The sequence below is a fragment of the Salinispora pacifica CNR114 genome (assembly GCF_000514775.1).
In the GTDB taxonomy this organism is placed as follows: Bacteria; Actinomycetota; Actinomycetes; order Mycobacteriales; family Micromonosporaceae; genus Micromonospora; species Micromonospora pacifica.
In genome coordinates, this window is the sequence record NZ_AZWO01000019.1 from 60,281 (window position 1) to 82,987 (window position 22,707).

At 67.6% G+C, this 22,707-nt stretch carries 23 protein-coding genes and 4 pseudogenes; 15 read left to right on the forward strand and 12 right to left on the reverse strand.

Annotated features, from left to right (window positions below):
• Positions 1 to 185: 185 nt before the first annotated feature.
• Positions 186 to 977 carry a class I SAM-dependent methyltransferase gene (locus B118_RS0113645; RefSeq protein ID WP_018812096.1) on the reverse strand — a complete coding sequence of 264 codons (792 nt, stop codon included), beginning with the start codon at positions 975 to 977 and terminating at the stop codon, positions 186 to 188.
• 326 nt (positions 978 to 1,303) lie between these two features.
• A pseudogene (locus tag B118_RS33655) lies at positions 1,304 to 1,581 on the reverse strand (hypothetical protein).
• Position 1,582: 1 nt separating this feature from the next.
• On the opposite strand from B118_RS33655, the gene B118_RS0113650 reads away from it, so the two are divergent.
• The 4 genes and pseudogenes from B118_RS0113650 to B118_RS0113660 all read left to right on the forward strand — a co-directional run bounded on the left by B118_RS0113650 (position 1,583) and on the right by B118_RS0113660 (position 5,675).
• On the forward strand, positions 1,583 to 1,891 hold the full coding sequence (locus B118_RS0113650; protein ID WP_027646295.1) for a hypothetical protein: 309 nt from the start codon (positions 1,583 to 1,585) through the stop codon (positions 1,889 to 1,891).
• Positions 1,892 to 2,250: 359 nt separating this feature from the next.
• Positions 2,251 to 2,510, forward strand: a pseudogene (locus tag B118_RS32870) (DUF2975 domain-containing protein); the annotation flags it as partial.
• Positions 2,511 to 2,727: 217 nt separating this feature from the next.
• Positions 2,728 to 4,305, forward strand: coding sequence for a glutamine/gamma-aminobutyrate antiporter GadC (gene gadC / locus B118_RS0113655; RefSeq protein ID WP_337588121.1), 1,578 nt, complete (start codon positions 2,728 to 2,730; stop codon positions 4,303 to 4,305).
• 314 nt (positions 4,306 to 4,619) lie between these two features.
• On the forward strand, positions 4,620 to 5,675 hold the full coding sequence (locus B118_RS0113660; RefSeq protein WP_028192904.1) for a S1 family peptidase: 1,056 nt from the start codon (positions 4,620 to 4,622) through the stop codon (positions 5,673 to 5,675).
• Between the two features lie 45 nt (positions 5,676 to 5,720).
• Here B118_RS0113660 and B118_RS0113665 read toward each other — a convergent pair whose 3' ends face one another.
• On the reverse strand, positions 5,721 to 6,416 hold the full coding sequence (locus B118_RS0113665) for a pentapeptide repeat-containing protein (RefSeq protein WP_028192905.1): 696 nt from the start codon (positions 6,414 to 6,416) through the stop codon (positions 5,721 to 5,723).
• Positions 6,417 to 6,518: 102 nt separating this feature from the next.
• Between B118_RS0113665 and B118_RS30430 the strand changes: the two genes are divergently transcribed.
• Positions 6,519 to 6,716 (forward strand): hypothetical protein, encoded by a 198-nt coding sequence (locus tag B118_RS30430; RefSeq protein WP_028192906.1) that lies wholly within the window; start codon positions 6,519 to 6,521, stop codon positions 6,714 to 6,716.
• A 173-nt stretch (positions 6,717 to 6,889) separates the two neighbouring features.
• Here B118_RS30430 and B118_RS28290 read toward each other — a convergent pair.
• Positions 6,890 to 7,672, reverse strand: a pseudogene (locus B118_RS28290) (MBL fold metallo-hydrolase); the annotation flags it as partial.
• An 80-nt stretch (positions 7,673 to 7,752) separates the two neighbouring features.
• Between B118_RS28290 and B118_RS0113680 the strand changes: the two are divergent.
• Entirely contained in the window at positions 7,753 to 8,361 is a 609-nt protein-coding gene (locus B118_RS0113680) for an ABATE domain-containing protein (protein WP_018221822.1), read from the forward strand.
• 185 nt (positions 8,362 to 8,546) lie between these two features.
• Entirely contained in the window at positions 8,547 to 9,086 is a 540-nt protein-coding gene (locus tag B118_RS0113685; protein ID WP_027648621.1) for an alpha/beta fold hydrolase, read from the forward strand.
• Positions 9,087 to 9,195: 109 nt separating this feature from the next.
• Here B118_RS0113685 and B118_RS0113690 read toward each other — a convergent pair whose 3' ends face one another.
• The 3 genes and pseudogenes from B118_RS0113690 to B118_RS0113700 all read right to left on the reverse strand — a co-directional run.
• A complete protein-coding gene (locus tag B118_RS0113690) occupies positions 9,196 to 9,585 on the reverse strand; it encodes a hypothetical protein (protein ID WP_018221820.1) in 390 nt (129 codons plus the stop codon).
• A gap of 253 nt (positions 9,586 to 9,838) precedes the next feature.
• Entirely contained in the window at positions 9,839 to 10,702 is an 864-nt protein-coding gene (locus tag B118_RS0113695; RefSeq protein ID WP_027648619.1) for an alpha/beta fold hydrolase, read from the reverse strand.
• 232 nt (positions 10,703 to 10,934) lie between these two features.
• Positions 10,935 to 11,270, reverse strand: a pseudogene (locus B118_RS0113700) (transposase); the annotation flags it as partial.
• A 313-nt stretch (positions 11,271 to 11,583) separates the two neighbouring features.
• Here B118_RS0113700 and B118_RS31730 point away from each other — a divergent pair.
• Complete coding sequence (locus B118_RS31730) at positions 11,584 to 11,994, forward strand: hypothetical protein (RefSeq protein ID WP_155246561.1); 411 nt, start codon at positions 11,584 to 11,586, stop codon at positions 11,992 to 11,994.
• A gap of 93 nt (positions 11,995 to 12,087) precedes the next feature.
• On the opposite strand, the gene B118_RS0113705 is transcribed toward B118_RS31730, so the two are convergent.
• On the reverse strand, positions 12,088 to 12,555 hold the full coding sequence (locus B118_RS0113705) for a hypothetical protein (RefSeq protein ID WP_018812757.1): 468 nt from the start codon (positions 12,553 to 12,555) through the stop codon (positions 12,088 to 12,090).
• Positions 12,556 to 13,055: 500 nt separating this feature from the next.
• Here B118_RS0113705 and B118_RS0113720 point away from each other — a divergent pair, with 500 nt between their 5' ends.
• Positions 13,056 to 13,466 (forward strand): VOC family protein, encoded by a 411-nt coding sequence (locus B118_RS0113720; RefSeq protein WP_018221815.1) that lies wholly within the window; start codon positions 13,056 to 13,058, stop codon positions 13,464 to 13,466.
• Between the two features lie 104 nt (positions 13,467 to 13,570).
• Here B118_RS0113720 and B118_RS0113725 read toward each other — a convergent pair whose 3' ends face one another.
• Positions 13,571 to 14,527, reverse strand: coding sequence for a DUF4034 domain-containing protein (locus B118_RS0113725; protein WP_018221814.1), 957 nt, complete (start codon positions 14,525 to 14,527; stop codon positions 13,571 to 13,573).
• A gap of 207 nt (positions 14,528 to 14,734) precedes the next feature.
• Between B118_RS0113725 and B118_RS0113730 the strand changes: the two genes are divergently transcribed.
• Together B118_RS0113730 and B118_RS0113735 are read left to right on the forward strand one after the other, a co-directional pair.
• Positions 14,735 to 15,214 carry a GNAT family N-acetyltransferase gene (locus tag B118_RS0113730; protein WP_026270971.1) on the forward strand — a complete coding sequence of 160 codons (480 nt, stop codon included), beginning with the start codon at positions 14,735 to 14,737 and terminating at the stop codon, positions 15,212 to 15,214.
• Between the two features lie 108 nt (positions 15,215 to 15,322).
• The gene (locus B118_RS0113735) at positions 15,323 to 16,213 is read left to right on the forward strand and encodes an LLM class flavin-dependent oxidoreductase (protein ID WP_018221812.1); all 891 of its coding nucleotides are present in this window, start codon (positions 15,323 to 15,325) and stop codon (positions 16,211 to 16,213) included.
• A gap of 21 nt (positions 16,214 to 16,234) precedes the next feature.
• Here the strand turns inward: B118_RS0113735 and B118_RS0113740 are convergent, their stop codons facing one another.
• Positions 16,235 to 16,786, reverse strand: coding sequence for a phosphoribosyltransferase family protein (locus tag B118_RS0113740; protein WP_018812762.1), 552 nt, complete (start codon positions 16,784 to 16,786; stop codon positions 16,235 to 16,237).
• Positions 16,787 to 16,961: 175 nt separating this feature from the next.
• On the opposite strand from B118_RS0113740, the gene B118_RS0113745 reads away from it, so the two are divergent.
• The 4 genes from B118_RS0113745 (at position 16,962) to B118_RS0113760 (ending at position 21,237) form a co-directional block, all read left to right on the forward strand.
• Positions 16,962 to 17,618: a septal ring lytic transglycosylase RlpA family protein gene (locus B118_RS0113745; protein ID WP_026185543.1), complete on the forward strand. Its 657-nt coding sequence runs from the start codon at positions 16,962 to 16,964 to the stop codon at positions 17,616 to 17,618.
• Positions 17,619 to 17,718: 100 nt separating this feature from the next.
• A complete protein-coding gene (locus B118_RS0113750) occupies positions 17,719 to 18,846 on the forward strand; it encodes a PP2C family protein-serine/threonine phosphatase (protein ID WP_018221808.1) in 1,128 nt (375 codons plus the stop codon).
• 82 nt (positions 18,847 to 18,928) lie between these two features.
• On the forward strand, positions 18,929 to 20,782 hold the full coding sequence (locus B118_RS0113755) for an acyl-CoA dehydrogenase (RefSeq protein ID WP_018221807.1): 1,854 nt from the start codon (positions 18,929 to 18,931) through the stop codon (positions 20,780 to 20,782).
• 185 nt (positions 20,783 to 20,967) lie between these two features.
• Positions 20,968 to 21,237: a DUF6458 family protein gene (locus tag B118_RS0113760; protein WP_018217865.1), complete on the forward strand. Its 270-nt coding sequence runs from the start codon at positions 20,968 to 20,970 to the stop codon at positions 21,235 to 21,237.
• A 118-nt stretch (positions 21,238 to 21,355) separates the two neighbouring features.
• Here B118_RS0113760 and B118_RS0113765 read toward each other — a convergent pair whose 3' ends face one another.
• Positions 21,356 to 21,892 (reverse strand): SixA phosphatase family protein, encoded by a 537-nt coding sequence (locus B118_RS0113765; protein ID WP_018812764.1) that lies wholly within the window; start codon positions 21,890 to 21,892, stop codon positions 21,356 to 21,358.
• 42 nt (positions 21,893 to 21,934) lie between these two features.
• Positions 21,935 to 22,612, reverse strand: a complete 678-nt coding sequence (gene trhA / locus B118_RS0113770) for a PAQR family membrane homeostasis protein TrhA (RefSeq protein ID WP_026270973.1) — start codon at positions 22,610 to 22,612, stop codon at positions 21,935 to 21,937.
• Positions 22,613 to 22,707 lie beyond the last annotated feature (95 nt).

The window sequence follows — 22,707 nt, forward strand, 5'->3', positions numbered from 1 at the left end:
CTTCGTGCTGCCTTTCGGTCTTGTGCTGGTGGTGGCGGTGACGATGTGGACGTCGTGGCGGGTTGCTGGGTGGCGGTTGGGTAGTCCGGGCGGGCGTCCAACGGAGCGGTCCACGAGGTGCGCCCGGCCTGCAGGGCGGTTCCGAACGAGTACGGCCAGCCCGTCCGCCACGCCACATCGGAGCTTCAGGAACGGCAGACAATCTCGCCATGCAGAACGGCGAACCAGGCATCCGCTGCCGCAGCCCACTCCCGCCACCCGTCAGCGATACGGCGCAGGTCCCCAGCCGTGGCGGTGCCCGAGGTCAGCAGCTGTCGGGCCAGATCCGAACTCCGGATCCGCTCGGCCCACATCTCACCCCACCATCGCGTGTCCGCCGGCGTGGCGAAACACCACGTGCTCGCCGACGCTCGGACGTCAGTGAACCCGGCGGCGTGGGCCCAGGAAAGGAGGCGTCGGCCGGCGTCCGGCTCGCCCGCGTTGGCGCGGGCGGCCTGCTGGTACAGGCCAAGCCACTCATCCAGCGCAGGAACACGAGGAAACCAGGTGAACGCCGCATAGTCACTGTCCCGCACGGCGACGATTCCGCCGGGACGGGAAACCCGGCGCATCTCACGCAGCGCCCGGATCGGATCAGCGACATGCTGAAGCACCTGGTGGGCGTGGACGACGTCGAACGCGCTGTCGGGGAAATCGAGTGCGTGGACGTCGGACACCGCGAAGTCGATGTTGCGTTGACCCCGTGAGTCGGCCTCCGCGCGGGCGAGTTGGAGTGCAGCACCGCTGATCTCCACAGCGGTGACGTGTCCGGGTGCGACGCGGGTCGCCAGGTCGGCGGTGATGGTGCCCGGCCCGCAGCCGATGTCGAGCACCGACATACCCGGCACGAGATGCGGAAGTAGGTAGGCCGCCGAATTCTCGGCAGTACGCCACCGGTGCGAGCGCAGCACCGACTCGTGATGCCCGTGGGTGTACACGTTCGGTGCTGCTGGCATGCGCGAATCTCCTCGACCGGGTGCGCCCACCATAGCTACGCGGTCCCTCGGTCCGACGGCGAATCTTGCCATTCGAGCGGTTGTGGTGGGGACATGAATTCGCCACCAGCAGCACTGTGGCTATGCAGCCGCCTACGGTAGCCAACGACACGATCCCGGGGCACAGCCGAATGTCGGCAGTACCCCGGAGATCCTGTTTTTGGACGTGCAGTGCAGGGCCAACACGTCGTCGGCAACGGTGGTGGCCGCGCCGTAAGGGCCGGGTTACGGCGCGCTGGGGAGGGAGTCACTGTCGGCGGTCAGGACGGCTAGGGGCATGTCACCGATTTCGTCTCTATCGTCAGCTCATCGCGCCCGATGAGGCTGCTCCACATGGTCGTGAATTTGCCACAGGCGGTCGTCCAGGACGAGTTACCTGCCCGGAGATGGTCCAAGTGAACGAGTTCGTCGGTCGGCTCGCCGCCATCACCCTCGACGCCTGTGCTGTAAACCCACGTTCCGGTCAGGGCACGGGGCGAGTAGACGGACGTTTCAGCTTGAACGGCCCCGACCCGATGATGCGCGAGCACAGCTTGACTTCTTGCACGGTGCTGCACTTCTGGGTCGAGCCGGCGCTGGGCTTGGCCGGCGATGACGGTGCCGACACGGTTCGGGTCGGCGCACTGGAGGGGGCGGGCGCATCGGTCGCGGCCACCCCTGCCGGCGCTTGGGGCGGGGATGCGGATTCGGACGGGGACGAGGAGGGGGACGGCACGAGTGCGGCGGTGGTCGGCGCGGATTCGGTGCCGGGGGGCGTAACGCCGGTAGGCGAAGGCTCCACCGCTGCGTCCGGTAGCACGCTAAAAGCGACCGCGGACAACGTGACCGCCAAGGAAACCACAACGACCAGGTGTTGACGCCGCAGTCGGGTCGGGAGTAACTGGATGGCGTGCTCACGCCACCCGGTGTGACGCTGGACCCGTACCGCGTGGACCGCCTGCCGGCCCCCGTCGCTTTCCGATGGCAACGAGGGGGCGCTGGCAGCGAGCCCCTCCGCAGCAGGGTCGCCGGACTTGGGCGAATCAGTCATGGGGCTCCGATCCCGGGTGTCGAATGATCGCTGGCGGGCGACGCGAGATCGATTGTGGGTCGAAGGTGAGATCCGGTCAATTCGCCACTGTTCGCTGCTTTACGGGTTAACAGGCCATTGCCGAGCCGCTGTCGTGACAGAGCCCTGGAGGCTGGACCAGGGGAGCGGGAGGTTACGGGGAACGCGATGACGACGGCGAGGTACGCGCCTGCTGACCGGTCTACTCGGCGTGGCCGCCGCGGCCGTGCTGGCGTTGGGCAGGTGGCCGACCGCGGTCGGCCCGTCCGGCCTGGACCTGGGCTACATCTTGTCGTGGGTGGCTGGGCCGCAGCCGGTGCTGTCAGTGGAGGTACAGCCGGGAGCTGGGTTCCCTGGCCGGGCCACGGCTCGCCGCCCAGGGGCTGGCCTTGTGGGTGCTCTGGCTGCTGTGGCGCGTCGTGCGAACAAGGGGTGCGGCTACGAGCGGACCCCGACGCATTGGCGTCGAGGTCCGGGTAGCGGCGCGCGCTGTTGCCGAGCGCGGCAATCCTCGGCTACAGAGCTCACAGTTGGCGTTGCGGCGGCGGACGTGCCGCGACCGCGGCTTCGGCGAAACCTCGGTGTCGAATTACGGGAACCACGTAGGGTGATCCGGACGGAGCTTGGTTACCGCCGGGGGTCGTGATGGCTTCCTCACATGTAATGCCATCGGCCAAAAGCCCGGCGAAAATCACTGTGGTCGGGCTGGCGATGCTCAACATCGTCGCGGTACTCAGCCTGGACGGCCCGCCGACCGAGGCCGAGTATGGACTCAGCGCAGCTTTCTTCTACTTTTTTGCGGCAGCCTTCTTCCTCATTCCGGTCTCGCTCGTCGCCGCCGAACTCACCACCGGATGGCCCGAGAAGGGCGGCGTGTTCAGGTGGGCCGGAGAGGCGTTCGGGGCCCGCTGGGGGTTCCTGGCCATATTCCTGCTTATCGCGCAGGTGACGATCTGGTTCCCTCTGGTCCTCACCTTTGCCGCGATCTCTCTGGCCTACACCGGCCCACAGGCCACCGTGGACGCGAAGCTCTCCGGCAACCAGCTCTACGTCCTACTCTCCGTGCTTGCGGTCTACTGGCTGGCGACCGCCATCGCCGCCCGCGGGGTAGCCGCCTTCACCCGTATCGCGAAGTGGGGTGGAATTGTCGGAACGATCATCCCCGCCGCTGCCCTCGTCACCCTCGGCGTCGCCTACCTGATCTCCGGCGGTACGCCACAGATCCAACTGGACTGGGGTGCTGCGATTCCCGACCTGAGCAGCCTCAACAACCTGGCGCTCGCCGCGAGCATTTTCCTCTTCTACTCCGGCATGGAAATGAATGCGGTCCACGTCCAAGATGTGAAAAATCCCGATCGAGGCTACCCGGTGGCGATACTGATCGCGGCGGTGGGAACCGCGTCCATTCTCATCCTGGGAACACTCACGATTGCATTCGTCGTACCAAGAAGTGAGACCGGCAGCACCCAGTCCCTGCTCATCACATTTATCAACGCGTTCCACTGGCTGGACTTGTCCTGGGCGACGCCGATTCTCGCGCTCGCACTCGCGATCGGCGTCCTGGCCGGCATCGTCACCTGGGTCGCCGGGCCATCCACCGCCCTACAGGCGGTGGCGAAAGCCGGCTACCTTCCCCCCTTCTATCAGTCCACCAACAAAAACGGGATGCCCATCCGAATCATGCTGGTTCAGGCAGCGGCGGTCAGCTCCGTGGCGGTGGTGTTCGTCTTCATGCCATCGGTGGAGGCGGCCTTTCAGATCCTCAGCCAACTCGCCGGGCTCCTCTACCTGGTCGTCTACCTGATCATGTTCGCCTCGGCGATCTATCTCCGCTATCGCCAACCCGACCGACCACGGCCGTACCGGGTGCCGGGCGGACTGGTCGGCATGTGGATCATCGGGGGAGCCGGCTTCGTCGCCTCGGCACTCGCCCTCGCCTCCAGCCTCGTGCCGCCGAGCCAGATCGGCATCGGCAGCCCCACCCTCTACCTGGGTCTGCTGATCGGGCTGGCCGTCCTGATCATCACAACCCCACTGCTGCTGTACGCGCGTCGAAAGCCGCACTGGCGCGACCCAGCCAGCGAAGTCGCACCGTTTGCCGGTGCGCCCCGCGACGACCGCCCCAGCGGAACTCCCACGCGGAGGCTTCGCCCCACCGCCACAGAAGCAGCAGCCGACGCCGACGCAGAAGCAGCCGACGCCGACGCCGACGCCGACGAGTGACCATGTCACGCAGCAGGTTCATGAGTCCCAGCACTGCGCCGACGAAACACGCGTGACCTGAAAACGGTTCTGAAGCGACGCCTCATTCACGTTCAATGAACGCGATCAACACCCGGGAAAGTCGGAATCTCCAGGCGCATCACACTCAAAGGCGTCCGTTGCCAGCCACCGAGATCGACCTTACTCGCCCCAATATCGACATTGTCAAGCATCGAAATCGCTGATAAATTAGATTAACTAATCATTCAGGCCGGATAAGCCTCATGGGCCAGAGCTCGTGCGGATAACGGCCGCCGTCCCTCCGGGGAGGTTCAATGAAATCCACCCTGCCCTCGCTCCGTCGGGTTGGTGCTGTCGCCGTGGCCGGCACACTGGTCGCCAGCGGTCTTCTGGGAGCACCCACCCAAGCCACACCCTCCGCCTCCGCCTCCCCCGAAGCCGCCACCAGCCTCGCCGAACGCCTCGGCGACCGCACCGCCGGCGTCTACGCCGACCACAACGGCACCATGATCATCACAGTCACCGACGAAACCACCGCCCGCCAGGTACGCACCGAAGGCGCCACCCCCAAACTCGTCACCCGCAGCGCCGCCCAACTCCGCGCCGCCACCGCCGAACTAGAACAGTCCGCAAAAGTCCCCGGCACCGCCTGGTGGACCGACCCCGCCACCAACCAGGTCGTCCTCTCCATCGACAGCACCATCACCGGCGACAAACTCACCCAGGTCCAGAAAGCAGCCGCCCGCACCAACGGCGCCGTTCGCATCGAAGCCCGCGCCGGAGCTCTCAGCACCGACGTCATCGGCGGCGAAGGTATCTGGAACCACAGGTACCGTTGCAGCCTGGGCTTCAATGTGAAGACCTCCCCCAACAGCTACTACTTTCTCACCGCCGGGCACTGCATCACCGGGACCGAAAGCTGGTACGGGAACTCCAGCAGGACAGAACTGATCGGGCCCGCGCTCCACAAGAGCTTCCCGGGCGACGACTACGGCATCGTCTACTCCCAGAACGGAAAGCAGGACTACGGCCACGTCAAGGTCGGCAACAGCTGGCGGGACATCACCGCCAGCGGTGATGCCTACGTCGGTCAGGACGTCACCCGCACCGGCTCCACCACCGGCACGCAGAGCGGCACGGTGGTCGCCATCAACGCCACGGCCAACTACGCGGTGGGGCCGGTCTACGGGCTGGTCGTCACCACCATCTGCTCCGCCGGCGGTGACAGTGGCGGCCCGATCTTCGCCGGCAACACCGCACTCGCCATCCACTCCGGCAGCCAGGGCGGCGGCTGCCCCAATGACAACGCCCGCGGCTTCCACCAACCAGTCGGGGAAGCCCTGGCCGCGTACGGCGTCTACGCCTACTGACCGACAGCGCGACAGCGGGCTGCCACCGCTGCCGGCGGCCCGCCGTCAGCCCTCAACGCGGATCCCGGCCGCCTGGGCGAGGCCGTACGAGAGACTGATCAGATCCTCGTGGTCCACCACCGCGCCGCGCCAACTGGAGAAGTCACCGACACCAGCCAGGGTGCAGCCCCGAAACCGGGTGCCCTCCATCGACGCGTGGTGGAACACCGCCCCGGTCAGGTCGCAGCTCCGAAACGTCGCACCCCGCAGGTCCGCATTGGTGAAGTCGGCGCCCTGAAGGTTGCAGTCCTCGAACCACACCGCGTCGAAGGTCGTCATCCGCCACGCCGACAGGTCCACGCGGCACCCCGCCAGGGTGACATCCCGCAGTACGCCGTCCGCCACCGTCACGCCTGTCATCCTGCACTGCTCCAGCCGCACCCGGGCCAGCTCTCCGCCGTCGGCGCGCAGATTGGCCCAGCTGGAATCCGTCACCAGGCAGTCGGTCAACACCACCTGATCCAGCCGGCACTCGGAGAGGTCCGCCCCACGGAACCGGCACTGCCGGAAGGTCACCGTGGCGGCATCCTGGCCGGCCAACCGCACCCGGTAGAGCGCCTGGCGTTCCAGCGTTGACTCCGGCTCCAGCGCCGTCGCCTCGCAGAGGCTGACCTCGGTCGGCGGGACCGGGCTACGGGGTTCTCGCCGCTTCCGGGTGCCGGTGGCACGTCGCGGCGCAGAGGATCGGGCAGGCACACCCACACCCTAGGACCTGGCTGTGACCGTACGGCCGACGTGTCGCGCACCGGCGCGGGGCGCCGGCGCGACTAAACTCGGCGATCGAACAAACGTGCCAACCCGGGGGTGCAGGTGTCGAACAATCCCGTAAACCTGAACTGGGTCTTCCGGCCCGATCGCGCCGACCAGGACCGGATCGCCGAGCATGACGGTAAGCCGATTCACGCCGTGCAGCGGCGCGCCGACGATGGGAGCCGAGTGGAGGTCGTCCTCATCGACGGCGCCCGGGTACAGGCGTACCGACATGAGGTCGTGCTCGGCTGACCCACGATCAGGGCTCGCGGTCTGGCACCGCGGGCCTCACCCCGGGGCCGTTCCGGCCGACCGCCGGAACGGCCCCCAGGCGACGAAGCGTTCGAATAGGTCGCGGGGGTGTGGTGCGTCGTGGGGGTTGAGGTGGTAGAGGTCGTGCATGGCTTCGTAGCAGAGTCCGGCNGGCCGAGGTCCAGGCGATCAACCAGCCCAGCGGCGGTGAAGGCGGTGACCAGTTCGTCACGGCCCTCGGTGAAGTGGGCCCAACTGTCGTAGTGGACGGGGACCACCCGGCGAGTGCCGAGGATCTTGGCAGCCTCGGCGGCCTGGACGCTGTCGAGGACGATAGGCGCGCCGTCGAAGAGGACGCCGGGGAAGCGCGGAGCGCCGGCGAAGAGAATGGCAGTGTCCACCGGCTCGAAGCGCTCCGCGATCTCCTTCACGGCGTCGAGCGAGGCGTTGTCGCCGCTGACATAGACCGTGGGCAGTCCCTCCCCGGTCAAGACGAATCCGACGACCTGACCGGTGATCGGTTCGACATCCTCGCGAGCGCCGGGGCCATGGATGGCGGGTACGCCCGTCACGGTGATCCTGCCGCCGCCGGGGCGGTCCAGCTCGATCGACTCCCAGTCCGCCAGCCCCTTGGCCCTATTCCCCAAGCGGCGCCCACCCCCGGGCGTGGTGAGGGTCAGTGGAACGTCGGCGAGCAGGACCCGGCCGGAGTTGTCGAGGTTGTCAGGGTGCTCGTCGTGGGAGAGCAGGACTACGTCGATGCGGCCGAGGTCTGTGGAACTGCCGGAGGGGGGCGCGGTCTTGGTCAGGATTCTCTGGCCTGATTCGTAATAGTCGCCAGGAGCGTCGAAGGTTGGGTCGGTGAGGAGCCTCAGCCCGCCGTATTCAAAGAGGGCGGTCGGGCCGCCGAAGACGCGGACGGGGAACTGCTCAGTGGTGGTGTCGGCAGAAGCCATGGGGAACTCCTCACGGATGCGGGCTATGCTATCCGTGAAGTGACGGTAGTAGCTCCTCACGGATGAACGCAAGTCGTACCATGAGAGCCATGACAGAGAGCTGGTTTGTCGAGCCTGTGCTGCCGTCCGCGCCAGGGGCGGAGCAGTACCTCGCTCTAGACTTCGTCAACAGCGCCATCGCGCTACCCGGTGGGCAGTTAATCGATCTCCTCGGCACCCCCGAGGCGACGAATCACTGGCTCACAGAACGCGGCCTCGCTCCGGCCGGTGCCGGAGTGCAGGAGATGTGCGCGACCCAGCTACGCTCGCTGCGCGAACACGTCAGGGCATTGTTCGCCGCCCACGTCGCCGGGTTTCCCCCCCTGCCCGCAGCTCTATCCGCCGTAAACGATGCACTGAGCAAGGCTCCCACGGCCGCTTTGCTGCTTTGGAACGACAAAGAAGGCCCCTACCGAGCGGCACCGTGCCCCACCAACGAGGTTCTCGAGCACGCCCTAGCGGCCCTCGCGGCCAGTACGGCCGACCTTCTCACCGGCCCCCACTCCGGCTGCCTGACCGCCTGCGACTCCACTCCCTGCAATCGCTACCTGCTGCGCCGGGGCCGCCGCCACTGGTGCTCTACCCGCTGCGGCGACCGCGCCCGCGCGGCCCGCGCCTACGCCCGACGCACCCAGTCGAAGGCCGACTGACGATGGCCGGCCGCACCACCCCGCTTGGCTGACGCTTCCGGCCCGCCGGTGCGTGGGCAGCGTGCCCGATCTGTGCCCGATGCGGAGGTGCAGGCCGGACGTCCGTCCAGGGGCGACAGACGGGCAGTCACCGTGCGTAGGGTGCAGTAGGCCTGCTGGCGGATCGAAGCCGCTATCATCTATCGATGATCGCTGGAGTCATCGTCCCGGGGATCGGTTACGGCCCCCAAGCCCCGTTGCTCAACCTCGCCGGCGAGGCGCTCACTGACCTCGACGCCCCAATAGAGACCATCACGTGGACCGTGCCAAAGGGACTGCTGGACATCGGCCCCGAGCCCTTCGTCAGGGCGCACGTCGCTGCGGCACTGCACCGGCTCACCAATGCGACACCAGACATGCAGCCCGTGATCATCGCCAAGTCGCTCGGGACATACGCCGCCGGTCTGGCGGCGGAGCGGCAACTACCGGCGATCTGGCTGACGCCACTCCTGAACGACAATGCGGTGGCCGAGGCGATCACCCGCAACCCAGCGCCGGCCCTGCTCGTCGGGGGGACACACGATCGAACCTGGGTTCCTGACGCTGCAGTACGGACAGGCAAGAAGGTCCTGACCATCGAAGGTGCTAACCATGCCCTGCGACCGCATGGGCCACTCAGTGCCTACACCGACGCGCTGGCCGCTGTCGGCATGGAAATGGAGGGGTTCTTGTCTCAACTGATCTGACCGCACCAGGCCGATGATCCGGCGCACGCGCTACCAGGACGGCTCACAACCGGTGCGAAGGCTGAGCCCGTCGGAGATGCGCTGGTCACGCTCCTGCACCGTGGGCGAATCAGAATTCCCGCCACTCTGGCCACTGAGGCGGGGTATCTGAGGTCAGCGCCTCGAGCATGACGTGCTCAACCTCGGCTGGGGTGAGCTGGGGACGCTTCTGCGGGATCTTGCTTCCCGCGCGGGCCGCGTACCACATCCGGCCGTCATCTTCGGTCATCATGATGTCGGTCGGGGCCCGTCCTTCGCCGACCACGCAAACCGACCCCCATGACCGATGGATGATCACCGTTTGGTCACGCTCCTGATGGAGTTCGCGCAGCCACCGTACGACCGTATCCCGGCTATCGAGGCTCACGGTGTCGCCGGTTACCACCTTCCGGAACAACCCTTGCCGCCTGGTCGTCAGACGCTCGGCGACATCCCTCGGTGCGGAATTATCTTCGCCCATGTGCGTTCCTCACGTTTGCTTGCCGCAAAGCGAGTCTCCTGGTCGTGGTGGCCATGGCGCAAGTGACGGTCCGTCCCGCCCGACCGGCTGGCGCGGCCACTGACGGCGCAAGTCAGTCCGCCCCCCGAGCTGACCGTGCGGGTTCGGTTCCGTCACCTGCTCCACGCACGGAAGCCCTGTTCCGTACATGTCTCGCCAGGGCTTCCGTGGTCTAGTCGGCTGAAACAGGTGGTGGGGCCATGGTCGGCGACGACTAGGTGCCGGCCCTGGTCAACAGGGTGCTGAGGATCGGCTCGGCATGTGTCCACAGCACGGCTCCGCCGATCGCGGGTACGAGGTGATGCTGTGCGCCGGGTATCCGGGCGGCGAGCAGCGATCCGTTGTCTGGCGAGTGGCTCTGGTCCAGTTCGCCGTACCAGACGTCGACCGGCACGGAGATTTTGCCGAGGTCGATGGGCCAGGGGCTCATTGCCAGCACCGTGTCCCGCGCGTACCCAGCTGCCCCCGGCGCGAACGCCTCGTGCACGGCACGGCGATAGGCGTCCGCGAACCCGGGCTCGCGGTACACCGCGAGGTCACACTCCGGGCTGCCGTCCAGTACAAAGTCAAGTAGCCGGTCGGCGCTGTATCCGGCGAAGAAGCGCTCCGCCTCGGCCGCGTCCCGTACGGCCCAGTCGACGAGCTTGCGTAGCTCGGCGGGCAGTGCGGAGGCGAATTCCGGCGCGGCCACCTCGTCTGCGCCGGAGACGATGGCGAGGGCAGCGGTGACACCTCCCTCGGCGCAGGCCAGCGCGAAGGGCGCGCCCTGTGAGTTGCCGACCATCGCGGGCCGACCCAATCCGCGCATCGTGGTGAACTGTCGGAGGTCGGTGACGAAATCGGCGAACGTCCGACCGGGCAGCGGCGTCGAGGCGCCGAGCCCTGGACGGTCCACCGAAACGAGTCGTACGCCGAGCCGGTCGATGACTTCGGCGCCGAACCCGAGCCAACGGCTGGTGGCGGCACCAGGCGAGAACAGCACGGGTGTCCCATCCGGTGGTCCCCATTCTGCCCAACCCAGCAGCCGCCCATCAGGGAGCTGGACTTCACCAACGCGGTCAGGAGCTGTGACGTACATGGGAGTAATCAAATCAAGTGGGATCGGCCATGTGCCAACACCCCCTGAGCCTCGATCCACCGACGCGGTTCGTCCTGAGCTCGGTTGAGTAGCTTCGGTGTTGGGAGATTTCGGGGCGTGGCGAGATCGCCGATTACGTGATCGCCTTGCTCCGGGCGTGGTCGTTCGGCGGTTGGGACGGAGGGTTCGTGGCCTGTGGTCGGGCCGCTTGGTCGTGGTCGGTGTGCCGTGGTCAACCGGGTGCCGGGTGGACGGTGGCGAACAGGTTGTCGAACGCTGCCTGCCAGGGCCAGTGCTGGGGTAGGTGCAGTTGGATGGTGCGGGCCCGGTGCGCGAGGCGGGCGGCGACGGTGATGATCCGGGTGCGGATGGTCGTGGTCCGGGCGGTGGTCCAGGTGCCGGCGGCGAGGTGCCCGGCGGCGCGGGTGAGGTTGTGGGCGATGCCGGCGCAGGTCAGCCAGGTGTCGTTGGCGGAGAACCGGCCGGATGGCGGGTGCGCCAGAGGGCCGGCGATCAGATCCGCGTTGATCTCTTCGATGATCGCGTGTTGGCGGTGCTGGGCTTCGGCCTGGATCAGCGTGTAAGGGCTGTGCAGTTGGAATTGCCGAGCGGCGCAAGGCACTGCCGACAGCATCGAGTCACCTACACCAAATCGCTACCGACACGGCCTCGTCTGGCACAGCCCTACTGGTCATGATTCAGCGAATAGCGGAAGAGCTGGGAACCTAATCGTCGCCGATATTGCAAAGTTTGCCCGGGCGACATTGCCTCGCTCGAATCCGGACAATTCACGCCGCCGATTCCGTTGGATTGATGGCGATTCCTCCGGCCCTCTAGCGGTAGCGGTAGTCTGCGGAACCAGTTTGTGTGATAGTGGCACAATGTCAGCAAACGATCCTCAGACATCCCTAACCTTGAAGGAGAACAGGTTCTCGGCATGGCAGGTTGCGGTCGCGTTCATGGCTGCCGCACTCGCATCATTTGTGGCATCTCTGGAGGAAATTCGTCAAGTTGGACAGGTTTGGCTCGACTGCGAGATGGACTCGGCCGGAATGGGTGGCTATTTCATGATGTTCCACCTGCCGGTGCTATTTTTCGGGCAAACCGCCCTGCTAGGGGCAGTGGCAACGGTGGCGATGTCGGTGATTCGTCCACGATATGCTGCTGTATTGACAGCAGTCACAGCCGGAATGGTTCTACTCGTTTTGTGTGCTTTCGTGTACTTCAACTTCAACGACTTCCCGGTCACTAATCAGTTTTGCCGCACACCGCAACCCACGTGGTGGCCATGAGGGCGGGCGATGTCTGACCCCAGTGGGAGTAGGTTCAGAAGAACGCACATCTCGCGGTGACCTGGGCTCAGCTGAGGCTGGCCGCCCACAGGGTTACCCACGACGCGGGCCTGCTTGGGCGACTTCCCCACCGTCCGTCCATTTCGGTTGCAGGTACCCGAGTATCATTTGAGCCTCGTCGCGTATTCCAGCGTCTTCGTCCATAGTTAGCTCCCGAAGGTGCTTGATCAGGCGGTTTGTGCCCTCGGTCGTCATCCAAGCAGGGTTGCCGTCCAGAGCGGCTTGGATCTCGTCGGCGGTGGCTTCGTTGGCGGCATAGCTACGGGCTAGCAGCACCAGGCGCAGGCCCAGGACATCTCGGCGTTCTAGCAGCGCCTCGGCCGTCCTCCAGGTAACCCAAGTGTCGTCAGGATCTAGGAGAAGGCGGTGGATGACGTCCACGACCTCGTCAATTTCGGCTAGCAGCGCGAGATGCCGCCCGGCTTCGGCGCGAGTTGACCAGGCAGGCGAGCCGGCGTTCCTGATTGCGGTGCTCAACCCATGATCTTCGGAGAGCTGCATGCCCCCAGTGTGCCGTCAGCTCCCGTCAGACGGGAAGCCGCGTTCGCGAGGTCGACCCGCGATGAGGCCGTCCACCTGGTCTGGTAGATCATGTGGCTACGTCACTGACTTCCTGGTCATCGCAGACCAGGCGGCAGAAGCTTAGGAAGTGTCGGACTTCTGCCGGCCGATTGCACCGGTGACCTCGGGATCAGTCGTGCGGCCGAGGTGGAAACTGTCGGCCAGGGTCGACAGACCGCCCGGCATGAGTTACGACTTGGCGGTCTGGGAGGGCGAGCAGCCGGCCGCCGACGCCACTGCGGGCGGGGCCCACGAGCAGTGTTACGCCGCCGCGTACGCGGAGGGTGAGGAGCAACCGCCGACCCCGCGTATCCGTGCCTCTGCGCTCGCGTTGCTGGAGCGGTGGGCCGATCTATCCGACGGCGAGGACGGCGTGCCGATGGCGTGTCTTTGGGCTGTTGCCTGCCGTCTTTGTCATACCAGCGAGTCAGGATAGACCCATGCGTGGGCGGATCACCGACGACAGTGCTACCCCGAGAGCAGAGCGGCGGGACTACTGGGGCGTCGTGCTGGACGCGCCGGAAGCGGCGATGCTCGCCCGGTTCTACACCGAGCTGCTTGGTTGGCAGGTCTACCAAGAGGAGCCGGATTTCGTCAGCATCGCCGCGCCGGATGGTGTGGCCTACCTGGCGGTGCAGACCGCCGCCGGCTACCAGCGTCCCACGTGGCCGACCACCTCAGATGCTCCGCAGATGATGCTGCACCTGGATTTTGAGGTGTCGGACCTGGGCGCGGCGGTGGCGCACGCAGTGGAGCTCGGTGCGACGGTCGCCGACCACCAACCACAGCAGCGGGTACGGGTGCTGTTCGATCCCGCTGGGCACCCTTTCTGCCTTTACCTGGGCCGCTAGTGCTGTGACATGAAGCGTTCACCGGCCAACACCCGCCCGGAGAAGCTGGGGCGACCGTTTACCTGGTGGAGCGTTCCGCAAACTCGCCCGTCTGCCTCGGTCTGCTAGCTCCGGTTCGCGGTGACATACTCGAGGGAGTTGTTGAAGACCTCGACCGGTTCGCCGACAATGCCCCACGGCCAGGGGGTGACCACATTCTCCAAGAGGGCGAAGGCGTGCGCAGCTGCGTCGAACTCGTCGGCCAGTTCGAAGGCCAACGCGAACACGGCTACCCGAGGTGCCCAGCCCGGGCCAGCCGGGATGTAATCCGGATGGAAGATTGAGTTTTCCGCCGCGGTAAGGAGTTCGGCGCAGACCTCCTCCGACCTGATGTACTCGTTGCCCGTTTCCCGGTCCGAGTTGTCCCACTTCTCAACGTGGGCGACGGCCACCAGTTCATGCAGGAGGCTGTTCGGCCCGGCGTTCACTGCGGCGCTGCGGGCGAAGTCGAACATCTCTTCGTCGCTACCGGCCCATTTGGCACACAGATATTGCAACCGCTGTTCGTGGGCGACCAAGTGGCCCGGGTGTAGGCGAGTCACTGCCTCGAAACGTTGCCGGGCTTCGACCGGTTCGAGCTCCAGCCCCCGAGAACTGGTGACCAGCCAGGTCCATGCGGTTACATTGTCGGGGTCGAGAGTGAGCACTCTTCGCAGTAAGGATTCAGCGTAGTGTAGCCGCTTGTGGAACTCCCTGAATTGGGCGGCGGCGGTGTACTTCGCTCGCTTACCACCCCGGGCCTCCCACGCCCAGTACACTGCGTGGCAGCCCGCGACCAACACAGGCAAAGGCGATTCGGGCTCGGCGTCGACCCATTCGCCGATCCACTCCTGGATCCCGTCGACGCTTCCGGCTGCCTCCATCAGGAAGGCCATCTCATCCGGGTCGGCTGCCATGTTGAACAGCTCCCGGGCGAACTTCCACCGGCGCCGCTGTAGCGCCCGGATCAGGGCCTTCCGGTGCGGGTCGCCGTAGGTCGGGTCCAGGCTCGGTGTCTTCAGTCGTCTCCTGAACGGCCACATGCCACCACCCCACCCGGTACGCCGTACTGGCCGCCGAATACTAGATGATCGACTTTTGGTACGACAGCGGCGCCGGGTCCATCGCCGGTGGGAGGGCCAGCTCGTCGGGCCGGTGGTGTTCGGCCTTACCTGGCTGGCCAGTTGGCCGGCGTGCCCCAAGCGGACTGTCGTGGCCGGCCCGGCTCGTGCCCCGAGTAGCCTTCGACCATGGGTCAGGTCGTAAAACTGCGGGACATGCGCCAGGACGAGTACGACGTCTACTCGGATCAGCAGCTCCGCGAATATGTGGAGTCCCAGACCGGGTTGGTCTCGACCGAAGCCGCCCGGCGGAAGGCACTTCGGGATCGGGAGCAGTTCCTGCCCCACGGGCTGGCCACCGAGCGCCATCGGCTGTTGGTGGCGGAGAACAGCAGCGGGGAGGCGGTCGGAGTCCTCTGGCTGGGCTTGGACGACCCGCGCAGCAAGTCGGCCGAGATGGCCTGGATCTTCGATATCCGGGTCGATTCCGCCCACCGACGGCTGGGCTACGGCGCTGCCATCCTGTCGGCTGCCGAGGAGTTGGCCCGGGAGGCGGGGGCGCTGCGCCTGGGGCTCAACGTCTTCGGCCACAACAAGCCGGCGATCGCCCTGTACGAGCAGAGTGGGTACGAGGTAACCGCTCAGCAGATGGCGAAGCCGCTGCGCTGACGGGCAGCGCCTCGCTGCGTGTGGCGATCAACAGGTGGGTGAATCCGCCGCGTACCGCCGAGTCTTCTCCGTGGCCTCCGGGTGCCGTGCGGGGAAGGGGATAGGCTGGTGATCATGCGGATCGGCATTGTGATCCTTCCAGACCAGCGCTGGGCGGAGTCGGAGCGGCGTTGGCGGCAGGCGGACGAGTGGGGCTTCGACCACGCCTGGACCTATGACCATCTGGGCTGGCGGGACCTGGTGGACGGGCCCTGGTTCGACTCGATGACCACCCTGACCGCCGCCGCGGCCGTGACCCGCCAGATCCGGCTGGGCACGCTGGTCGCGTCGCCGAACTTCCGGCACCCGGCTGCCTTCGCCCGCCAGGTCACCGCCCTCGACGATGTGTCCGGCGGCCGGGCCCTGCTCGGTCTGGGCGCGGGCGGCATCGGGTTCGACGCCGCGGTGTTCGGCGGCGAGACCCTTCCGCCGCGGCAGCGGGTGGACCGGTTCAGCGAGTTCGTCGAGCTGCTCGACCTGGTGTTGCGCGAGGATGGGACGACGTGGCGGGGTGACTGGTTCACCGCGGTGGACGCGCGGAACAACCCGGGCTGCGTCCAGACGCCGCGGGTGCCGTTCGTCGTCGCCGCCAACGGACCTCGTTCGATGCGGCTCGCGGTCCGGTACGGCCAGGGCTGGGTCACCACCGGCCCCACCACCGACGACTTGGAGGCGTGGTGGGACGGGGTGGCGGATCTGGCCGCTCGGCTGGACAAGTCGCTGGCGTCGGTCGGCCGCGAGCCCGGTTCCCTCGACCGGCACCTGTTGGTGGACTCCGCGCCCGTCTTCTCGCTCCGTAGCGCGGAGTTCTTCGCCGAGCAGGTGGGGCGGGCCGCGGCACTCGGTTTCACCGACGTGATCACGCACTGGCCCCGGCCCAGTAGCTGGTACGCGGGAGAGGAGGCGGTCCTGGTGGAGGTCGCCTCCCAGCTGCCGCAGCTGCGCCGGCTGACGGGCTGACCGAGCTGCCCCGGCTGCGGCTCAGGGGGTGAGGTCGGCGCCGGTGAGCAGGCTCTGGATTCGGAGCTCGGCAGCGACTTCCGGGGAACAGTCGGCCACCACCGTGGCGGTGCCGAGCGGGGTGGCGCCCCGGGCCGCGCAGATGTCGTAGAGGGCGCGCACCTGGGCTCCGGTGGAGACCCAGTCGTCCACCACCAGCACCCGGTCTCCGGCTTTCAGGTTCTGGTCTCGTACGGCGAGGTCGAGTCGCCGCCCGCGATAATCCGGTGGGCCCTGCGCCCAGGTGAGCGTGCCCGGGGGGAGGCGACCGTCGCCGGGCTTGTGGGCCGCGACGAAGCCGATGCCGAGCGCGGTCGCGGCGAGTGGTCCGAGCAGGTAGCCGGTGACCGCCGGGGAAATCACTACCGTCGGCTGGGACTGCTGGAAGGGGTTGACCAGGGCCGGGCCGAGGCGGGCCAGTACCACCGGGTCCCGCCACCAGCCGGAGATGTCACTGACCAGATGGCTGGCGCCCGGTCCCGGGTCGATCCAACGGATCAGCTCGGCGAGACGTCCACTCAGCTCGGGGCGCATAGCGCCATTGTGGTCCACTGCTCGTTGATCGGCTGGCCGGACTAATGCCGATCGGATGATCGGCTATTCGTTTCGTCATAAATCGGGCAATACTTCCATGATCACGTTGACTTCGGATGTGCTTCGCTCGTTACGGTCCGACCCGCTTTGTTCAGTTGGCGGAAGGATCGGGCTGGTGGCCGGCAGGCATGCGCGTACCCGAAGGGTCTCCCCGGCCGGCGTCGCGGCAACCGCGGCGGTCGGTGTCGTGCTCGTGATCGGTGGGACCGTGGGCGCCGTCCGACTGACCTCCGCCAACGAGTCCGACCGGTCCGTCGCGGTCACGCCGACCACGGTTGACTCTCCGGCCGCCACGCCCGCCCCGCTCTCCGCCTCGCCGAGTGGTTCGCCGAGCGTCGGCGCCTCGTCCACCCCAGCCGCGAGCCCCACACCCACCCGGAAGACCGAGGCGCCGTCCCGGAGCAAGTCGAGATCCAGCACGCCCCAGCCGACCGCGCCGACGTCAACCAGCACCGCCCCGGCGTCGACCAGCGCCGCCCCGACTGTGGTGGAGACCGGGTCCTGCGGCGCCTCCTACTACTCGGAGGGGCAGCTGACGGCGAGCGGGGAGGTCTTTGACCCGTCGGCGATGACCGCCGCCCACCAGACCCTGCCGTTTGACACGATGGTGCGGGTCACCAACCCGGTCACCAGTACGTCGGTCACCGTGCGGATCAATGACCGGGGCCCGTTCGTCACGGGGCGCTGCATCGACCTGTCCCAGGCGGCCTTCGCGGTGATCGCGCCACTGAGTGCGGGGCACGTCGAGGTTCGATACGACGTGTTGGGGTGAGCCCGCCGTCAACCGCGAACGGCTTTCTGGGGTGACCCGCCCAGTCAGAACCGCCTCGGATGTCAGGTCAGGTTTATTCAACGGTCACTCTCCATCAGGCATGCTGTCCCTCGTACATACACAGCTTTCCCGGTTGGGCCGCGGCCCACTGGGCCCCGGATCCCGCGCCGGCCTCGGCGCGGCCCTCGCCCTGCTCGTAATCGTCTCGGTGCTGGAGGGCGCCGACGGCCGGGGGGCCAACTACATCGCCCTGTTGATCGCTGCCCCGTTCCTGGCCGCCGCCCTGGCCTCCTGGCAGGTGGTGCTGGGGGTGGGGGTCGTAGCCGTCTTCCTCGGCGTCGGCTTTGCGTTGGCCGAGGGGGTCGGGTCACTGCCGGCCGCGGTCGCGGTGGCTGGCATCGCCCTGGGCGCCGCGTTGGCTGCCACCATGGCGTCGATCCGGCAGCGGCAGGCCGAGCGGATCGAGGAGTTGTCGAGGCTCGCCACTGTTGCTCAGCAGGCGGTACTCCGTCCGCTCGGTCCACAGGTCGGCTCCTTGGCCGTCGCCGCCCGGTACATCTCCTCCACGGCCACCGCGGAGATCGGCGGCGACCTGTACGAGGCCCTGGACACGCCGTACGGCGTACGCATGATCATTGGGGATGTTCGGGGTAAGGGCCTGGACGCGGTCCGGTTGGCCAGCATCGTGCTGGGCTCCTACCGGCATGTGGCGTACGAGCGGGCGGACCTGCGGGCGGTCGTCGCGGACCTGGACCGGGCGGTGGCCCGGAGCGGGGGTGACGAGGACTTCGTGACCGCGGCTCTGGTCGAGGAGCGGGGTGGCACCCTGACCATCGTGAACTGTGGACATCCGGCGCCGCTGTTGTTGCGCCGGGGGGTGGTGATCGCGTTGGAGCCGCCGGCGCCGGCTCCGCCGCTGGGGTTCATGCCGGCGGTCCGAGCCCGGGTGGAGCGGTTGGAGCCGGGCGACCGGCTGCTGTTGTTCACCGACGGTCTCGGCGAGGCCCGGCGGGACGGTGAGTTCTTTCCGACCGCTGGTCGAGCCTGGCGGTTGCTCGGGCATGGCACCGTCGCCGACGGGCTGGCCTCTCTGGAAGCAGCGCTGGTCGAGTGGGTGTATGACCGGCTCGACGACGACATCGCACTGGTCCTGATGGAGTACACCGGTACTCGGCCCGGGGGTTCGGCCGTCGTGCCGAGTTGGGAGGTTGGCACGCCGGAGGGGTGAAGGGCTTGTCGTTGCCTACCCGCGAGTAATACAGTCGGGGTTACTGATCGGTAACACGCGTCCGGAAGCGGGGCCAGCGACCATGACCCACTACAAGAGCAACCTTCGGGACCTTGAGTTCAACCTGTTCGAGGTGTTCGGGGCAGACCGGGCGTTCAGCCAGGCCCCCTACACGGAGCTGGATGTCGACACCGCCCGGAGCTTCCTCGCCGAGGTCGACCGGCTAGCCCGGGAAGACCTGGCAGCCAGCTACACGGACAGCGACCGCAACCCGCCGGTCTTTGATCCGGCGACACACACCGCTCCGCTGACGGAGTCGTTCAAGAAGTCGTACCGCCGGTTCATCGACGCCGAGTTCTGGCGGCTGGACCTGCCCGAGGCGCTCGGCGGTAGCAACGCACCCCGCGCCCTCTGGTGGTCGCTGGCCGAGCTGGTGTTGGGCTCCAACGCCGCGGTCTGGATGTACGCCTCCGGCCCCTCGTTCGCGCACGTCCTGCACGTTGAGGGCACCGAGCGGCAGCGGAGGTGGGCAAAGCTCTTCATCGACCAGGGCTGGGGCTCCACGATGGTGCTGACCGAGGCGGACGCCGGCTCGGATGTCGGCGCCGGCCGCGCCCGTGCCATCCCGCAGCCGGACGGCTCGTGGCACATCGAGGGCGTCAAGCGCTTCATCACCTCCGGCGAGCACGACCTCAGCGACAACATCGTCCACTATGTGCTGGCCCGGCCGGTCGGGGTCGAGGGTGTGGGCGGCCCGGGCACCAAGGGCCTCTCCCTCTTCGTGGTGCCGAAATACCACTTCAACGAGGAGACCGGCGAGCTGGGCGAGCGCAACGGCGTCTTCGCCACCAACGTCGAGCACAAGATGGGCCTCAAGGTCTCGAACACCTGCGAGCTGACCTTCGGCGAGCACGGCGTGCCGGCCCAGGGCTGGCTCCTGGGTGAGAAGCACGACGGCATCCGGCAGATGTTCATGATCATCGAGTACGCCCGGATGATGGTCGGCACGAAGGCGATCGCCACCCTCTCCACCGGCTACCTGAACGCGCTTGAGTACGCCAAGAGCCGGGTGCAGGGCGCCGACCTGACCCAGATGACCGACAAGAGCGCTCCCCGGGTCACGATCACCCACCACCCGGACGTACGCCGCTCGCTGCTGCTCCAGAAGTCGTACGCCGAGGGGCTGCGGGCCCTCGTCTGCTACACCGCCACCTGGCAGGACAAGGTCGCCATCGCTGAGGCGGCCGGCGACGAGAAGACCGTCAAGCTCGCCAAGCGGGTCAACGACCTGCTGCTGCCACTGGTCAAGGGCGTCGGCTCGGAGCGGGCGTACGAACTGCTCGGCCACGAGTCCCTCCAGACCTTTGGTGGCTCCGGCTTCCTCCAGGACTACCCGCTGGAGCAGTACGTCCGGGACGCCAAGATCGACACTCTGTACGAGGGCACCACGGCGATCCAGAGCCTCGACCTGATCTTCCGCAAGGTCGTCCGGGACAACGGCAAGGCCCTGATGGCGGTCGCCGGCGAGATCCAGGAGTTCATCTCCGCCGAGGCTGGTAACGGGCAGCTCAAGGAGGAGCGGCAGGCGCTCGGCCGCGCCCTCGGCGAGATTCAGAGCATCCTCGGCACGCTGACCGGCTGGCTGGGTGCGGCGCAGGGCGGCGAGACCCGGGCGCTGTACAAGGTCGGCCTGGGCAGCCGCCGGTTCCTGCTCGCCGTTGGGGACCTGGTGGTGGGCTGGCTGCTCCAGCGGCAGGCCGACGTGGCGCTGACGGCGCTCGCTGGCGACGCCGGCACCGACCGGGACTTCTACACCGGCAAGGTGGCGGCGGCCCGGTTCTTCGCCCGCGAGGTGCTGCCGCGCATCGGCGCCGATCGGCGCATCATCGAGAACGTCGACCTGAGCGTCATGGACCTCCCGGAGGAGGCGTTCTGACCAGTTTCGAAGGGCAGGGCTGATCCGGGGACAGACCCGGCAGAACCGACGGCCGGCGGGGTGACCCGCCGGCCGTCGTGTTGGTTGCCCGGCCCGGACAGGGGTAGCACCCGGCGGCGGCGGGTAACCGGCATCAGGTCAGGCAGAGAACGCCCAGAGCCATCGCACGGGGGAGTGCAGCGCACATGGGCATTGGTAGCGGTATTTTCCTGATCGCCCTCGGGGCGATCCTCACCTTCGCGGTCCGGGCCAACGTTTGGTGGGTGGACCTGCGTGCGGTCGGTTGGGTCTTCATTCTGGCCGGGCTGGCCGTCCTCCTCACCACGGTGTGGTTCTGGCAGGACCGGCGCAAGCGGGCGCGGACGCTGATCGTGGAGGAGAACCGGCTGTCGCATCCGACCGCGATGATGCCACCGCCGCCGGATCCACCGCCGCCGACAGCGCCGCCGTCCTGAGCGGCGGGGTAAGCCGTCGCGACTGGCGCCGGCTTAACCCGGCGGCCCCGCGCGGCGGCGCCGCCCGGCAGCAGCTCAACCCCAGCAGCTCAACCCCAGCGGCTCCGCCCGTCGCGGCTCAGCCGCGGGCGGTGTGCTCGGTGGTGATGACGGTGTCCCGGCGGCCGAGGTGGGCCCACTCCGCCGTCGTGCGATGCACCACGGCCTGGCTGGTCCGTTGTGGGTCCCGGTCCGCCTGCTCGGAGTCGAGCAGTATCGACAGCTGCGACACGCCGGGGTTGTGGGCGATCAGTAACACCGTCCGGGCGGTCGGTTCGACCCGGCGCACCAGGGCCAGCAGATCCGCCGGATGCGCCTCGTACGCGTCGTCGGCGTAGTGCACGTCGGGTGCCGGGCCCGCGGAGCCGCCCTCCGATGGCGCCCCGGTCATCCCCATCGCCACGCCGTGCCAGGTTTCCCGGGTGCGGCGGGCCGAGGAGCAGATCACCACGTCCGGGAGGAGCCGGTGGTGGGCCAGCCACGCGCCGGCGGCCGCCGCGTCCGCCCGCCCGCGCGCCGTCAGCGGCCGGTCCACGTCCGGTCGGTCACCGGGGGGCTCTGCCTTCGCGTGTCGGAGCAACACCAGCGTGCGGTTTTGGGCGTGCGCGTCCGTCATACCCCCAGCTTGCCCGATTGGTGTTCCCGACCGGCCGGAGGGCTAGGCGAAGAGGGCGAAGTAGATCGCGATGTGGTGACAGATCGCGGCGACCAGGGTGCAGGCGTGGAAGAACTCGTGGTGACCGAAGACCGTGGGCCACGGGTTGGGCCGGCGCAGGGCGTAGCTCACCGCGCCGATGCTGTAGATCGCACCGCCAACGATCAGTAGGACCAGGGCGGTCACCCCGCCCGCGTGGAGGATGTCCGGCAGCATCGCCACCGCGACCCAGCCGAGCGCCAGGTAGAGCGGCGCGGAGACCCAGCGTGGGGCGTGCGGCCAGACGAGCTTGAGGGCCACGCCCCCGAGTGCGCCACCCCACACCAGCGCGAGCATGATCGTCGCTGGTCGGGGCTCCAGCAGCAGGACGCAGAATGGCGTGTACGTACCGGCGATGAAGATAAAGATCATCGAGTGGTCCATCCGCCGCATGACCTGGAAGCCGCGCTCTGACCACACCCGCCGGTGGTAGAGCCCGCTGGTGCCGAAGAGCCCGCAGACGGTCAGGCTGTAGATCAGGGTGCTGACCAGCGGCGACCAGCCGGACCGGGCGGCAGCGATGGAGCAGAGGACGATCCCGCAGACGACGGCGACGAAGAACGCGTACGCGTGCAGCCAGCCGCGCATCCGAGGTTTGCCGAGGTCGGTCGGCTTGAGGCGGGTTGGTGCGGAGGAGGTCACGCCAACAGGTTACGACGCCGTAGGTTACCTGGTGGTAGTGCCGATGGTCACGTAACCGGTGGCCGAGCGGGTGGGCGTCCGGCTGCCGGCTCGTT

Bases quoted from the DNA above. Each gene is read 5' to 3' on its own strand.
- gadC (WP_337588121.1), top strand. From the start codon at position 2,728: ATGGCTTCCTCACATGTAATGCCATCGGCCAAAAGCCCGGCGAAAATC.
- B118_RS0113660 (WP_028192904.1), top strand. From the start codon at position 4,620: ATGAAATCCACCCTGCCCTCGCTCCGTCGGGTTGGTGCTGTCGCCGTG.
- B118_RS0113680 (WP_018221822.1), top strand. From the start codon at position 7,753: ATGAGAGCCATGACAGAGAGCTGGTTTGTCGAGCCTGTGCTGCCGTCC.
- B118_RS0113685 (WP_027648621.1), top strand. From the start codon at position 8,547: ATGATCGCTGGAGTCATCGTCCCGGGGATCGGTTACGGCCCCCAAGCC.
- B118_RS0113690 (WP_018221820.1), bottom strand. From the start codon at position 9,585: ATGGGCGAAGATAATTCCGCACCGAGGGATGTCGCCGAGCGTCTGACG.
- B118_RS0113695 (WP_027648619.1), bottom strand. From the start codon at position 10,702: ATGTACGTCACAGCTCCTGACCGCGTTGGTGAAGTCCAGCTCCCTGAT.
- B118_RS31730 (WP_155246561.1), top strand. From the start codon at position 11,584: ATGTCAGCAAACGATCCTCAGACATCCCTAACCTTGAAGGAGAACAGG.
- B118_RS0113705 (WP_018812757.1), bottom strand. From the start codon at position 12,555: ATGCAGCTCTCCGAAGATCATGGGTTGAGCACCGCAATCAGGAACGCC.
- B118_RS0113720 (WP_018221815.1), top strand. From the start codon at position 13,056: ATGCGTGGGCGGATCACCGACGACAGTGCTACCCCGAGAGCAGAGCGG.
- B118_RS0113725 (WP_018221814.1), bottom strand. From the start codon at position 14,527: ATGTGGCCGTTCAGGAGACGACTGAAGACACCGAGCCTGGACCCGACC.
- B118_RS0113730 (WP_026270971.1), top strand. From the start codon at position 14,735: ATGGGTCAGGTCGTAAAACTGCGGGACATGCGCCAGGACGAGTACGAC.
- B118_RS0113740 (WP_018812762.1), bottom strand. From the start codon at position 16,786: ATGCGCCCCGAGCTGAGTGGACGTCTCGCCGAGCTGATCCGTTGGATC.
- B118_RS0113750 (WP_018221808.1), top strand. From the start codon at position 17,719: ATGCTGTCCCTCGTACATACACAGCTTTCCCGGTTGGGCCGCGGCCCA.
- B118_RS0113755 (WP_018221807.1), top strand. From the start codon at position 18,929: ATGACCCACTACAAGAGCAACCTTCGGGACCTTGAGTTCAACCTGTTC.
- B118_RS0113760 (WP_018217865.1), top strand. From the start codon at position 20,968: ATGGGCATTGGTAGCGGTATTTTCCTGATCGCCCTCGGGGCGATCCTC.
- B118_RS0113765 (WP_018812764.1), bottom strand. From the start codon at position 21,892: ATGACGGACGCGCACGCCCAAAACCGCACGCTGGTGTTGCTCCGACAC.